Origin of the sequence: Methylobacterium sp. ap11, from assembly GCF_900110515.1 — a bacterium.
In the GTDB taxonomy this organism is placed as follows: Bacteria; Pseudomonadota; Alphaproteobacteria; order Rhizobiales; family Beijerinckiaceae; genus Methylobacterium; species Methylobacterium ajmalii.
On record NZ_FOEB01000003.1, the window covers coordinates 56098 to 69839 of the forward strand.

Annotated in this window: 12 protein-coding genes; 5 read left to right on the plus strand and 7 right to left on the minus strand. The window is 72.7% G+C overall.

Annotated elements, in window-relative coordinates; translation table 11 throughout:
* The first annotated feature begins 248 nt into the window (after nt 1-248).
* From BMX97_RS04850 to BMX97_RS04865, 4 genes are all read left to right on the plus strand, one after another.
* Entirely contained in the window at nt 249-644 is a 396-nt protein-coding gene (locus BMX97_RS04850; RefSeq protein WP_091746080.1) for a DUF6460 domain-containing protein, read from the plus strand.
* A 47-nt stretch (nt 645-691) separates the two neighbouring features.
* Nucleotides 692-2065: an MATE family efflux transporter gene (locus BMX97_RS04855; RefSeq protein ID WP_091746083.1), complete on the plus strand. Its 1374-nt coding sequence runs from the start codon at nt 692-694 to the stop codon at nt 2063-2065.
* Between the two features lie 15 nt (nt 2066-2080).
* On the plus strand, nt 2081-2476 hold the full coding sequence (locus BMX97_RS04860) for a GFA family protein (RefSeq protein WP_091746085.1): 396 nt from the start codon (nt 2081-2083) through the stop codon (nt 2474-2476).
* A gap of 61 nt (nt 2477-2537) precedes the next feature.
* On the plus strand, nt 2538-3356 hold the full coding sequence (locus BMX97_RS04865) for a class I SAM-dependent methyltransferase (RefSeq protein WP_091746088.1): 819 nt from the start codon (nt 2538-2540) through the stop codon (nt 3354-3356).
* 41 nt (nt 3357-3397) lie between these two features.
* On the opposite strand, the gene BMX97_RS04870 is transcribed toward BMX97_RS04865, so the two are convergent.
* Together BMX97_RS04870 and BMX97_RS04875 are read right to left on the minus strand one after the other, a co-directional pair.
* Nucleotides 3398-4471, minus strand: coding sequence for a quinone-dependent dihydroorotate dehydrogenase (locus BMX97_RS04870; protein WP_091746091.1), 1074 nt, complete (start codon nt 4469-4471; stop codon nt 3398-3400).
* A 2-nt stretch (nt 4472-4473) separates the two neighbouring features.
* Nucleotides 4474-4821 carry a DUF952 domain-containing protein gene (locus tag BMX97_RS04875; RefSeq protein WP_091746093.1) on the minus strand — a complete coding sequence of 116 codons (348 nt, stop codon included), beginning with the start codon at nt 4819-4821 and terminating at the stop codon, nt 4474-4476.
* A gap of 147 nt (nt 4822-4968) precedes the next feature.
* Between BMX97_RS04875 and BMX97_RS04880 the strand changes: the two genes are divergently transcribed.
* Nucleotides 4969-5640 carry a S24 family peptidase gene (locus tag BMX97_RS04880; RefSeq protein WP_091746096.1) on the plus strand — a complete coding sequence of 224 codons (672 nt, stop codon included), beginning with the start codon at nt 4969-4971 and terminating at the stop codon, nt 5638-5640.
* Nucleotides 5641-5659: 19 nt separating this feature from the next.
* On the opposite strand, the gene BMX97_RS04885 is transcribed toward BMX97_RS04880, so the two are convergent.
* The 5 genes from BMX97_RS04885 to BMX97_RS04905 form a co-directional block, all read right to left on the minus strand.
* A complete protein-coding gene (locus BMX97_RS04885; protein ID WP_091746981.1) occupies nt 5660-9202 on the minus strand; it encodes a PAS domain-containing hybrid sensor histidine kinase/response regulator in 3543 nt (1180 codons plus the stop codon).
* 99 nt (nt 9203-9301) lie between these two features.
* Nucleotides 9302-9475 (minus strand): metallothionein, encoded by a 174-nt coding sequence (locus BMX97_RS04890; RefSeq protein WP_060850933.1) that lies wholly within the window; start codon nt 9473-9475, stop codon nt 9302-9304.
* Nucleotides 9472-9822, minus strand: coding sequence for an ArsR/SmtB family transcription factor (locus BMX97_RS04895; RefSeq protein ID WP_244538291.1), 351 nt, complete (start codon nt 9820-9822; stop codon nt 9472-9474). Before BMX97_RS04895 ends, BMX97_RS04890 begins: the two co-directional genes overlap by 4 nt.
* A gap of 195 nt (nt 9823-10017) precedes the next feature.
* Nucleotides 10018-11562, minus strand: a complete 1545-nt coding sequence (glgA, locus tag BMX97_RS04900) for a glycogen synthase GlgA (RefSeq protein ID WP_091746099.1) — start codon at nt 11560-11562, stop codon at nt 10018-10020.
* A 226-nt stretch (nt 11563-11788) separates the two neighbouring features.
* Nucleotides 11789-13417 (minus strand): alpha-amylase family glycosyl hydrolase, encoded by a 1629-nt coding sequence (locus tag BMX97_RS04905; RefSeq protein ID WP_091746987.1) that lies wholly within the window; start codon nt 13415-13417, stop codon nt 11789-11791.
* Between the last annotated feature and the right edge of the window lie 325 nt (nt 13418-13742).

Sequence of the window (13742 nt, forward strand, 5' to 3'; positions counted from 1 at the left end):
GGGGCCCTCGTCCGGCCCGGCGTGTTCGGATGCGTCCCGTTCAGGCTCGTGCTGTCACACCGGGCATCTCAGCTTGGGCATCTTGGGATAATCCGCGAAGGTTGCCATCTCAGGTGCGGATTGCCAAACGGTGCAATGCGCCAGGCCGCGCCGGGTTTCGTCGAATCTGTGACAATCCCGCCACGGTCGGAGCGCATCGCCGTTTTACAGGTCCGGACAGGCGCAACGGCGAGGGGTCGCGAGGACACATGAGCGAGCAGAGATTCCAGCGGCCCTTCGGCGGCCAGGGTCCCCGTGGTCAGGGCCCCCTCGGCCAGGATCCCTACGGCCAGGGGCCGGCCGGCTTCGATCCGGGCCCCGGCGCCTACCGCGACCGCCCCTCCTCCGGCCTGCACCGTTTCCTGGGCGGTTCGCCCGGCGCGGTCCTGCTGAGGCTTGTCTTCCTGTCGGTCCTCGTCGGCGCGGGCATGGCGATGCTCGGGGTCACGCCCGGCCTCCTGTTCGCCCAGGCCTACGACACCGTGCGCTCGCTGCTCGAACTGAGCTTCGACACCTTCCACGATGCCGGCCGCTGGTTCGTCGCCGGCGCGGCGGTGGTGGTGCCGCTCTGGCTCCTGTCGCGCGTCTTCGCCCGCAGCCGCTGAAGGCCCCTGCGGGTCAGGATCGGCGAGAGAGTATCGGAACACGATCGATGAACCCTGCCGCCGCGGGCCCGGGCAGTGCGGGCCCGGAGGTCACGCATCGCCGCATGCTGGCGCTCGCCGTGCCGATCACGCTCGCCAACGTCACGACGCCGCTCCTCGGCCTCGTCGGGACGGCGGCGGTCGGGCGGCTCGGCGACGCGGCGCTCCTCGGGGCGCTGGCGCTCGGCGCGGTGGCGTTCGACTACCTGTTCTGGACCTTCGGTGCCCTGCGCATGGCCACCGCCGGCCTCACCGCGCAGGCGACCGGGGCGGGCGACGCCGCCGAGATCGACCGGACGCTCGCCCGGGCGCTCGCCGCGGCGCTGGCGGTGGGCCTCGCCCTGGTGGCGCTGCAGGGCCCCCTCGCCGCGGCGGCCGTGCGGCTGTTCGGGGCCAGCCCGGCGGTGACCGGCGCGCTCTCGGCCTATTTCGCCGTGCGGATCTGGTGCGCGCCGTTCACGCTCGCGAACTACGCGATCCTGGGTTCGACCCTCGGGCGCGGCCGCACCGATCTCGGGCTCGGGCTCCAGGTCGCCATCAACGCCGTCAACGTCGTGCTCACCCTGCTGTTCGTGCTCTGGGCGGATTACGGCGTCGCCGGCGCGGCGCTCGCCACGGTGCTGGCCGAGATCGCCGGCACCGCGCTGGGGCTCGCGGTGCTCCACCGCCTCGGCTCCAGGCCCTGGCGGGTCCCCGTCGCCGAGATCGGCGAGCGGGCCGGCCTCGCCCGGATGCTGGCGGTCAACGGCGACGTGATGGTGCGCACCCTGGCGCTGATCACCGCGCTCGCGCTCTTCTCCGCCCTCGGGGCGCGATCCGGGGACGCGACGCTCGCCGCCAACGCGGTGCTGCAGAACCTCTTCCTCGTCGGCAGCTTCTTCCTCGACGGGTTCGCCACCGCCGCCGAGGTCCTGTGCGGCCAGGCGCTCGGCGCCCGCGACGAGGGCCGGTTCCGGGCCGCGGTGCGGCTGTCGCTCGGCTGGTGCCTCGGCTTCGCGCTCGCGGTGTCGGGCCTGTTCCTCGTCGGCGGCGGATCGTTCATCGACGCGATCACCACCGCGCCGGAGGTGCGGGCCGTCGCCCGCGACTACCTCGTCTACGCCGCCCTCACGCCGGTCGCGGCGGCGGCCGCCTTCGCGTTCGACGGGGTCTATGTCGGAGCGACCTGGACCCGGCCGATGCGCAACCTGATGCTCGCGGCGCTCGCCGTCGACGTCGCGGTGCTGACGCTGACGCGGGGGGCCGGCAATACCGGGCTGTGGCTCGCCATGCTGGCCTTCCTGGCGGCCCGCGGCCTCGGCCAGGCGCTGCTCTACCCGCGGCTCGTCGCCGGCGCCTTCCCGCAGGCCCCGGCCGGGCGGGCGGCCGAGGCGGCCCGGTGAGCGCCGCGGGGGCCGATCGCCGGCGGATGCCGCTGCGGCGCGGTCCGCTACGCGGCGGACGGCGAGCCGTGGAACCGGACCGTCTGCCACTGCACCGATTGCCGCGCCGCCACCGGCGCGCCGATGGTCGGCTGGCTCACCGTGCGGCGCGACGCCTGCCGCTTCACCGCCGGTCCGCCCGCCTGGTCGCGCTCGAGCCCGCGGGCCGAGCGCGCCTTCTGCCCGTCCTGCGGCACGCCGCTGGCCTACCGGGCCGATGCCCTGCCGAACGAGATCGACCTGACCCTGGCGAGCCTCGACGACCCGGAGCGGTATCCCCCGCGCGACCACGTCTGGGTCTCCCGGCGCCTGTCCTGGGTCGCCCTGCCGGAGGGGATGCCGGCCTATCCGACGGCGCGGGACGACGCCTGACCCCCGCCCTTTCGCCCGAACCCGCCGCCCCACGAGACGAACCCCGCGAGATGACCCCCGCATGACGACGGCGGACCCGCCCGCGCAGACCGAGCCCCCGTTCCTGCCGCCCCGGGTGGTGGACGACCGGGCGGAGTGCACGTTCAACCACACCATCGACCTGCCCGGCCACGGCACCGTGCCGGGGACCTGGGACCTGCGGGCGGGGCTCGACGCCTATCTCGGCGTCGTCGCGGTGGCGGGCAAGCGGGTGCTCGATTTCGGCGCCACCAGCGGCTTTCTCGGCTTCGCCATGGAGGCGCGGGGCGCCGAGGTGGTGTCCTACGACTTTTCCGGCGAGGCCTGCTGGGAGATGGTGCCCTACCCGGATTTCGAGCGCGCCGTGATCGCGCCGGAGATCCGCAACCACCTGCGCCGGTTCGAGAACGCCTACTGGTACGCCCACGCCGCCCTCGGCTCCCGGGCGCAGCGGGCCGGCGGCTCGCTCTACGAGGTGCCGGCGGCGGTGGGTCCCGTCGACGTCGCGGTGCTGGGCAACGCGCTCACCCGCCTGCGCGACCCGTTCCGGGCGCTGCACGGGACCTTGCGGCTCACCCGCGAGACCGTGGTGGTGACCGAGATGCTGCCGAAATCGCTGCATCTCCTGCGCTTCCTGCCCCGCCGCCTCGGCCTGCCGGTCTTCCTGCTGCCGCGCAGCGACCAGCGGATCCGCTTCGATGCCTGGTGGACCATCGCGCCGACGACGATGCAGGAGCTGCTGGCGATCCTCGGCTTCGGCGAATCGGCGGTGACGTATCACCGCCAGTCGCTGCTCGGGCAGAAGCGCCTCTGCTACACCGTGGTGGCCCGGCGCACGGAGCCGACGAACCCGGAGCTGTGAAGCGGGCTCCGGAGGGTTGCCTCCGGACCCCCTGTGCCCCGTCAGGCCGACTTCGCCAGCTCCGCCGCGTCGCGGCCGACGACGCCGGCGAGGCTCCGCAGTCCCTCCCGCTCCATCCGCTCGACCAGCCCGGCCTTGATGTCGCGCGCGAGGCCCGGGCCGGCATAGACGAGGGCGGAGTAGAGCTGGACCAGGCTCGCCCCGGCCCGGATCTTGGTCCAGGCGGCCTCCGCCGAATCGACCCCGCCGACGCCGATCAGCGGCAGCGCGGTGCCGACCCGCAGGTAGGCCTCGGCGAGGAGCCGGGTCGCGGGCGAGAAAAGCGGCCGGCCGGACAGGCCGCCGGTCTCCGCCTTCGCGGCCCCCCGCAGGCTCGCGGGCCGCGCCACGGTGGTGTTCGAGACCACGAGGGCGTCGACGCCGCGGCGCCGGGCGGTGGCGGTCATCGCGTCGAGGCCGTCGAGGCCGATATCCGGGGCTATCTTGAGCAGCACGGCGGTGCCCGGTCCCGTCTCGTCGCGGGCCGCGACCACCCGGGCGAGCAGGTCGTCGAGGAAGGCCTCGCCCTGGAGGTCGCGCAGGCCCGGGGTGTTGGGCGAGGAAACGTTGACGGTGATGAAATCGACGAGGCCGGCCAGAGCGCGGGTGCAGGCGACGTAGTCGGCCAGCCGGTCCGTCGCCTCCTTGTTGGCCCCGATGTTCACCCCGACGACGCCCGGTCGGCCGCGCCTGGCCTCGAGGCGGGCGCGCACCACCGCCAGCCCCTCGCTGTTGAGGCCGAACCGGTTGATCACCGCCCCGTCCTCCGGCAGCCGGAAGACCCGGGGCCGCGGGTTGCCGGGCTGTGGCCGGGGGACCACCCCGCCGACCTCGACGAAGCCGAAGCCGAGCCCGAGGAGCGCGTCGGGCGCCCGGGCGCCCTTGTCGAACCCGGCCGCGAGGCCGACCGGGTTGGGGAAAACCTGCGACATAACCGTTACGCAGAGTCGCGGGTCGTCGGCCGGGGGGTCACGCAGGGGAAGGCGCGCGAGGCTCCCCAGGGTCAGCGTGTGGGCGGTCTCGGGGTCGAGGGCGTGCAGGAGCGGACGGACGAGCGGGAAGACGGCCTCGAGCACGGTCAACCTCCGATGGAATCTGGGAAAACATGGCGGCCGTCGGGTCCGGCCGGCAGCGGCGCGACCCAGGCGACGGCGGAGAGCGGCAGCGGGCCGTAGAGGTGGGGAAAGAGCGCGCCGCCGCGGGACGGCTCGAAGCGCAGGGCAGAGCCCAGCGCCTCGGCCTCGACCGCGACGAGGAGAAGATTGTCCTGTCCCGAGAAGTGCTTGGCGGCGGTCTCGGGCGCCTGCGCGGCGGTCGAGAAATGGATGTAGCCGTCCGCGAGATCGACCGGCGCGCCGTCGAACCGGCCGGCGGCCTCGGCCTCCCGCCACAGGGCGGCGGGGCAGATCTTGTAGATGAGGGACATGGGCGCCGCGGGCTTCCTGGAGGGTGGGCGGGCGAGCGATAGCGGCCGCGGGACGGCGCGGCAACGCCGTTGCCTTTCCGCGAAGGTTCGGTAGTTTACATTTGATAGTCCGGTGGCGACCACCGAGGGCGTCAGACCAGGTCTCCAATGCTGTCCCACGAGCGAATCTGGTCCGCGATCGATCACCTGGCCCAACGCAACAATCTGACGGCCTCCGGGCTCGCGCGGCGCGCCGGCCTCGACGCGACAAGCTTCAACCGCTCGAAGCGGATCAGCCCCGACGGGCGCAAGCGCTGGCCGTCGACGGAATCCGTCTCGAAGGTCCTGGCCGCCACCGGGGCGAGCCTCGACGAGTTCCTGCGCCTGATCGAGCCGCGCGGCCCGGCGCCCGCCCCGTCGGCGTCCCGCCCGGGTGCGATCCAGCCCTGCGAGGCCCGCGTCACCGTGCCGGTGATCGACAGCGGGAGCGCGGCCGGGCATCTCGGCGCCAACGGCCTGCCGGGCCGGGGCAGCGTCCTGCAGGAGATGGCGCTGCCGGGCCTCGACGAGGACGGCTGCTTCGCCATCGAGGTCCGGGGCGGCGCCCTGACGCCGCTCTACCGCGAGGGCGACGTGCTCGTGCTCTCCCCGACGGCGGCGATGCGCGAGGGCGACCGGGTGGTGACGTGCCTGGACGGGGGCGGCATCCTGGCCGCCGAGCTCCGGCGCCGCACCGCCCGGGCCGCCGAGCTGAGCGGCCCCCTCCCCGGCGCGCCCGACCGGGTGATCCCGGCCGCCGAGATCGCCTGGATGGCGCGGGTGATGTGGGTGCGGCACTGACCGGACGCGGGCGTCCGGGCTATTCCGCCGCTTGACGGCCGCGCCACTGGGTCAGCAGGGCGCGCAGGGAAGCGGGCTTGAGCGGCTTGTTCAGCACCTGGACGCGCTGCGCGGCCGCCGCGTCGCGCACGTCGGGCGAGCGGTCGGCGGTGAGGAGCACCGCCGGGATGTCGGCGGCGAGCGCGGCCCGCAGGGACACGATCAGGTCGAGGCCGGTGCCGTGGTCGAGGTGGTAGTCGGCCACGATCACGTCCGGGCGCAGCGCTCCGCCGAGCACCAGGGCGAGGGCCTCGCTGAGCGAGCCGGCGGTGTGGAGCGCACAGCCCCAGCTGCCGACCAGCACCCGCATCCCGTCGACGATCGCCGGCTCGTTGTCGACCGCGAGCACCGTGAGGCCGGCGAGCGGCACGGTGGCGGGGCGCGGCGCCTCGCCCTGCGCCTCGAGGGCCGGCCGCACCGGCGCGCCCGGCACCGCGACCGAGAAGGCCGAGCCGCGGCCGGGCTGCGACTTGAGCCCGACCGGATGGTCGAGGAGCCGCGCGGTCCGCTCGACGATCGAGAGGCCGAGGCCGAGGCCGCGGGCGACCCGGGCGCCCTGGTCGAGGCGCTGGAACTCGCGGAAGACCAGCTTCTGCTGCGCGGCCGGGATACCGAGCCCGGTGTCGCACACCATCAGCACCACCCGGTCGCCGCGCCGCCGCGCGCCGACGAGCACGCGCCCTTCCGGCGTGTACTTGATGGCATTCGAGACCAGGTTGTGGAGCAGGCGCCGCAGCAGCTGCCGGTCCGAGCGCACGGCGAGCGACGAGGGCATGACGGCGAGGTCCAGGCCCTTCTCCTGCGCCATCGGGCCGAACTCGCGCTGGACCTGGCGGAAGAGGTCGGAGACCCGCACGATCGAGAGCTGGGGCTTGAGCGAGCCGGTGTCGAGGCGCGAGATCTCGAGGAGCGCGGTCAGGATCTCCTCGACGGCGTCGAGGGAGGCGTCGACGTTCTCGGCGAGCGTCGGGTCGGTGCCGCGGTCGCGCTCGACGAGCGCGCTGGCGTAGAGCCGCGCGGCGTTGAGGGGCTGGAGGATGTCGTGGCTGGCCGCCGCCAGGAAGCGGGTCTTCGAGGCGTTGGCGTCCTCGGCCTCGGCCTTGGCGCGGGTGAGCGCCGCGTTGAGGCGCGTCAGTTCCTCGGTGCGCTCGCGCACCCGGCTCTCCAGCTCCTCGTTGAGGCGGGTGCGGGCCTCCTCGGCGGCGACCGAATCGGTGACGTCGGTATAGGTCGCCACCACGCCGCCGTTCGGCAGCAGGTTGGCGCGGATCTCGATCACCCGGCCGCTCGGATGCAGCCGCAGGCGCTGCGGCCCGGATTCGAGCCGGAAGGCGGCGATGCGCTCGGCCACCAGGGTGTCGGCGTCGCGCACCCCGTAGGCGCCGCGGCCGGCATTGTAGCGCACGATCGCCTCGAGCCCGATGCCGGTGCGGATCATCCCGGCCGGCAGGTCGTAGAGGTCGGCGAAGGCGCGGTTCCAGACGATCAGCTTCATGTCGCGGTCGAAGACCGTGATGCCCTGCTTGGCGTGGTCGAGGCCGTGCTGGAGGATGTCGCGGCTGTACTGGAACGCCGCCGAGGCGTCGTCGAGGAGCTTCAGGGCCGCCCGCGGCGAGACGTTGCGCCGGCGCAGCACCAGCGACAGGGCGAGGCGGGCCGAGGAGGCGCCGATCGCCGAAGCGAGCAGGTGCTCGGCGTGGCGCAGCTCGGGCAGGCCCGCCACCGCGTCGTCCGGCATCGGGCTGCGGCCTTGCGCCTGCGCGAAGTCCCGGAAGGCGCGCGACGCCCGCTCCTCGCCGAGGAAGCGGGCGACCGTGGCGCGCAGTTCGCCCAGGGTGACGGCGCTGCGAAACAGCCGGAAGCTCGGCGCGACGGGACCGGCCTCGTCGAAGCCCGCAACCTGACCGAAGGCCTCGGCCTGCAGCCGCTCGATCGCGCTCGGCGGGCGCAGGAGCGAGAAACCCACGTAGGCGAGCGTGTTGAGGCCGAGGCTCCACAGCGTGCCGTGGACGAGGCGCGGCACGTCCTCGAGGCCCATCAGGGCGGTCGGGCTCAGGGCCTCGATGCCGAACGGGCCCTCGGCGATGAGCGAGGCCGCCCAGCCCTCCCCGGTAACGAGGCTCGGCAGGAGCAGGGTGTAGAGCCAGACCGCGAACCCGACGGTGAGCCCGGCGGCGGCCCCGGTGCCGGTGCCGCGGCCCCAGTAGAGCGCGCCGACGAAGGCCGGGCCGATCTGCGCCACGGCGGCGAAGGACAGGAGCCCGATCGAGGCGAGGGCGACCTCGCCGGCGACCCGCGAATAGGCGTAGGCCACCAGCACCACCGCGACGATCGCGATGCGGCGCACCACCAGCACGTAGCCGCCGAGGTCCGAGGCGCCGGGCTCCGGCGACGGCGAGGCGCCGGCCACGAGGTTGCGGCGGCGCAGCGTCACCGGGATGACGAGGTGGTTCGAGATCATGATCGCCACCGCGACCGACTCGACGATCACCATCGCGGTCGCCGCTGAGAGCCCGCCGATGAAGGCGACGAGCGCGATGCCGTCGGCCCGTTCGTGCAGGGGGAGCGCCAGCACGGTCATGTCGCGCTGGACAGTGCCCTCCGGGAAGAGCGCCAGGCCGGCGAGCGCGAGCGGCACCACGAACAGGTTGATGAGCACGAGGTAGAGCGGAAACGTCCAGGCGGCGCGCCCGACATCCGCGACCGCCCGGTTCTCCACCACCGCCATGTGGAACTGGCGCGGCAGCAGCAGCACGGCGGCGGCCGAGAGCAGGACCTGGACGACCAGCGTCGCGGGCCCCGAGGTCTGCCCGACCAGCGTGCCGAGGGAGACCTCGGCGACCGGCGGGGCCGGCACGTCGCGCAGCATCCAGCCGACCACGAAGCCGCCGACGGTGATGAAGGCCACCAGCTTGACGAGGGATTCGAGCGCGACCGCCAGGGTCAGCCCGTCCTGATGCTCGGTGGCGTCGGCGTGGCGGGTGCCGAAGGCGACCGCGAAGCCCGCCAGGACCAGGGCGACGAACAGCCCGAGATCGCCCAGCATGCCGGCCGACACCCCCACCCCGTCGGTGGTGCGCAGGAAGACCTGGAGCGAGGCCGCCACCGCCCGCAATTGCAGGGCGATGTAGGGTACGGCCCCCACCACCGAGATCAGGCAGACCAGGGCGGCGATGCGCTCGCTCTTGCCGTAGCGGGCGGCGATGAAGTCGGCGATCGAGGTCGAGTTCTGGGCCTTGGCGATCCGCACCACCCGGGCGACCAGCCGGTAGCCCAGCCCGATCACCAGGACCGGGCCGACATAGATGGTGAGGAAGTCGAGGCCGGTATGGCTGGCGAGCCCGACCGAGCCGAAGAAGGTCCAGGAGGTGCAGTAGACCGCGAGCGACAGGGCGTAGATCGTCGGCCGCACCCGTGCGTCGCGCATCAGGGTCCGCCCGGCCACGTCGCCCCAATGGGCGACCGCGAACAGGGCGCAGATATAGACGAGGGCCGCCAGCACCACCGTCCAGCCCGCGATCATCGGCTCATCCATCCCCCGATCCGGGCGGGGGCCCGGATGCGCTCGTATCCGGGGGCTTTAGAGCATGCCGGGGCCGGACGCGCGACCCCGGCGGGACGCTCAGCCGTGGCAGGTGCAGCCGGCGTGGTCGCAGCCCGCGTGATGGGGATGGCCCTCGGCGCATTCCTCGCAGCAGAAGGCCTTGCCGTCGCGGGAGACGGCCTTCGCCACCGGGACCGTGCAGACGCAGTCCTCGCAGGCGCACTTCACGGTCTCGACGTTGGTGCTGGTCATGGGTCAGGTTCCTCGCGGTGGGACCGATCGTGGTCGTGGCTGTGATCGTGATCGTGCGGCTCGGTGAGGTGGGCCACCATGTTGCGCAGCACGTCGCGCACGTGATCGTCGTCGATCGCGTAGGCGACGTGCCGGCCGTGGCGGATCGCCCGCAGGATGCGGGCGGTCCGCAGCAGGCGCAGGTGGTGCGAGGTCAGCGATTGCGACAGGCCGAGGGCCTCGCCGATCTCGCCGACCGTGCGCTCCGTCTCCAGGCAGGCCAGCACGATGCGCAGGCGGTTCGGCTCGCCGAGGAGCCGAAAGACCTCCGCCACGTCACCGACCTGCTCGGGCGACAGGACCTGCACTCGCCCTCTCATCGACACATGAACACGTGCTCATGTATTTCTGCCGTTGCGGCAGATGTCAAGCGCCTCGGCGTCCTGCGGCGGCGTGGACGCGGCCCGAACGCGAAAGACCCCGCGGTGCCGGGGGCACCGCGGGGTCTTGGAAGACCGGAAGACTTGGAAGACCGGTGATCGGATGGTGACGAGCGATCCGCCTCAGGCGACGGCGCGCGCCCGCATCAGTTCGCCGCCGTTGCCGACGGCGCGGGTGTAGAGCGAGGAATAGCCGTCGGCGGCCCGGTCCCAGCCGAACTCGCGCGCCATGGCGTTGCGCCGCATCGCGCCAAGGCGGCGCTTCGAGGCGAAGACGTCGAAGGCGCGGCGGATGGCGCCGCTCAGGCCCTTGAGCGAGGATTCGCCGAACAGGAAGCCGGTGACGCCGTCCTCGACGGTGTCGGCCAGTCCCCCGGTGCGGTGGACGATCGGCAGGGAGCCGTAGCGCTGGGCGTACATCTGGGCGAGGCCGCAGGGCTCGAAGCGCGACGGCATCAGCAGGAAGTCGCTGCCGGCGAACATCCGGTGCGCGTCGGTCTCCTCGAAGCCGACCCGGACGCCGACCGAGCCGGGATGGCGCCGGGCGAGGTCGAGGAAGGCGGCCTCGAAGCGCGGTTCGCCCTGGCCGGTGACCACGAGCTGGCCGCCCTCGGCGACGATCGACTCGGCCGCCGCGAGCGTCAGGTCGACGCCCTTCTGGTGGACGAGGCGCGACACGATGGCGAAGAGCGGCCCGCGCGACACGCCGAGGCCGAAGCGGGTGCGCACCGCGTCGGCGTTGGCACGCTTGCCCTTCCAGTCGTCGGGCTCGAACCGCGTGGCGAGATGCGGGTCGGTGCGCGGATCCCAGGACTCGTCGATGCCGTTGAGGATGCCGGCGAGCCGCCCCTGATGGGCGCGGGTGCGCAGGAGGCCGTCGAGGCCGCAGCCGAATTCCGGCGTGGTGATCTCGTGGGCGTAGGTCTCGCTCACGGTGGTGACGTGGGAGGCGTAGTACAGGCCGGCCTTGAGGAACGACAGCTTGCCGTAGAACTCGACCCCGTCGATGTTGAAGGCGCTCTCCGGCACGCCGAGGCGGCCGAGGGTCTCCCACGGAAAAAGGCCCTGGTAGGCGAGGTTGTGGATGGTGAGCACGCTCGGCGTGCGCAGGCCGCGCCAGGCCAGGTAGGCCGGCGCCAGCGCCGTCTGCCAGTCGTTGAGGTGCAGGAGGTCGGCGCGCCAGTCCGGGTCGATCCCCTGCGCGAGCTCGGCGGCCGCGAGGCTGAGGCGGCCGAAGCGCAGATCGTTGTCGGGGAAGTCGACGCCCTGGTCGCCGTAGGGCGAGCCGTCGCGCTCGTAGAGCGCGGAATTGAGGATGACGTAGACCGGCAGGCCGTCGCCGGTCTCGATCAGGCCGAGGTCGCATGGCGGCATCTCGGCGTCGCCAGGAAGGTGGGCGACCACCGCGATCTCGGGATGCCGCTCGACGACCTGGCGGTAGCCCGGGATCAGGATGCGCACGTCATAGTGCTGGCGCAGGGCGCGGGGCAGCGAGGCCGCGACCTCGCCGAGGCCACCGGTCTTCACGAAATCCGCCATCTCCGGCGTGGCGTAGAGGATTCGCGGCTTGAGCGAGCCGCGCAGCCCCTCGACGGTCTCTCGAGGAGAGCCGCCAGACGACACGGCCGGCGAATGCCAAGCCAACCGCGCCGACGCCGGAAATGTCATGAAAGAGCCCTCACGCCGCGAGCCGGACGGATTGCGAGCGGACGAAACCGCGACGTACTGCCACGACAACGCACGACTCCCGCTTTGGTTCCTGTGCACTGCACAATATCATGCGATTCCGGAGCGGCAATATTTTTCTCATAAACGACAAGAAAAATCCCGATTTCGCGCCTCACGCAGAAAGCTGTACCGCGTGAGGTCGGAGCTTAGGCGCGTAAACCACCGGTCAGCCCTGCGCGGCCGCCGCGCGCCGGATCAGCACGAGCGCCTCGTCTCCCGCAAGTGCGAAATGGCCGTCGAGCGGCCGCTCGCCGCGCCGGCCGCCGGCGCTCGACAGGAGGATCTCCCAGCCCTCCCGGGCGCCGTCGGGCTGCGCGACGGCGATATCCCCATCGACCTTGCAATCCCCGTGCCCGAAATTGAGGGCGACCCGGATCGTCTCGTCGGCGTGCCGGCGCTCGTAGACCAGGACGTCGCCGTCGACTGAAACCGGGCGGTAATCGCCGACGCTCAGCGCCGGATGCTCGCGGCGGAGCGCGATCAGGCGGCGATGCAGGGTCAGGATCGAGCCGGGATCGTCGCGCAGCACCTCGACGTTGCGGGACTGGGCCTGGGGGTCGAGGGGCAGCCACGGCTCGACGGTGGAGAAGCCCGCCTGCGGCCCGGGCTGCCACTGCATCGGCGTGCGCTCCGGGTCGCGGCCACGGCCGGGCTCGTTGTGCTCCCAGGGGTCGCGCACGCGCTCGGGCGGGATCGGCACGCGGCCGAGCCCGATCTCGTCGCCGTAATAGAGCGTCGGCGTGCCCCGCAGGGTGAGCAGCAGCACCGCCGCCACCCGGGCCTGCGCGTCGCCGACCCGGGCGGCGATGCGGGGCTGGTCGTGGTTGCCCAGCACCCAGTTCGGCCAGCCGCCTTCGGGCAGGGCCGCCTCGTATTCCTCGATTAGCCGCGCCACGGCGGGCGCGTGCCAGGGCGTCTGGATCAGCTGGAAGTTGAACGGCAGGTGCGCGCCCGACAAATCGACGCCGTAATACGCCACCAGCCGCTCCAGCGGCAGGTAGATCTCGCCGATCAGCACCCGGGCGTCGTATTCCTCCAGCACCGCCCGCATCTCGGCGATGACCTGCATCACCTCGGGCTGGTCGGCGGAATGGAGCTGGACGAGGCTGTTGATCTCCGGCTCGCCGGCGACGTAGTCCGGGTTGACCGGATTGTCGCGGAGCGCCTCGTCCTTCATCAGGTGCCAGATCACGTCGACCCGGAACCCGTCGACGCCGCGGTCGAGCCAGAAGCGCAGCACGTCCATCATCGCGGCGCGCACCTGCGGGTTGCGCCAGTTCAGGTCCGGCTGCTCGCGCAGGAAGGCGTGGTAGTAGTATTGGCCGGTCGCCGGATCGAGGGTCCAGGCCGGGCCGCCGAAATTGCTGATCCAGTTGTTGGGCGGACCGCCATCGGGGCCGGGGTCGCGCCAGATGTACCAGTCGCGCTTGGGGTTGTCGCGAGAGGCGCGGGCCTCGCGGAACCAGGGGTGGTCCTGCGAGGTGTGGTTGGGCACGAAGTCCATGATCACCCGCAGGCGCCGGCGATGCGCCTCGGCCACCAGGGCGTCGAAATCGGCCAGCGTGCCGAACAGCGGGTCGATGTCGCAGTAATCCGAGACGTCGTAGCCGTAATCGGCCATCGGCGAGCGGCAGACCGGCGACAGCCACACCGCATCGACCCCGAGCCAGGCCAGGTAGTCGAGCCGGGCGGTCACGCCCTCGAGGTCGCCGACGCCGTCGCCGTTCGTGTCCTGGAACGAGCGCGGATAGACCTGGTAGACGATGCCGGCCTTCCACCACAGCTCGCCCGCCAGCAGGCGGGCGGGCTTCGCGTCCTCGGTCATGCGGATCTCCTGAGCAGGTTTCGCGGGCGGGTTCGGATGGAACGGGCCTGCCGGCGCCACGACGGCGGGTGGGCCGGGATGCGGCCGGGACCGGGCCGGGGTTGAGGAGGCGGGCGAGCGCCGTTATACATCGCGTCCGATCATGATGCCCGCGATCGAATATTTTTCGGCCGGCTTCCTTGCGGGAAGCCGCGTCTTCGTCTCCGGTTCCCCCGTCGCCCGCGCGGGGGCCCGAGCGTGGCGATCCTGCATCACGGCTCGCCAGGACCAGGGCTCGCCAAGATCGCGGCCTGCC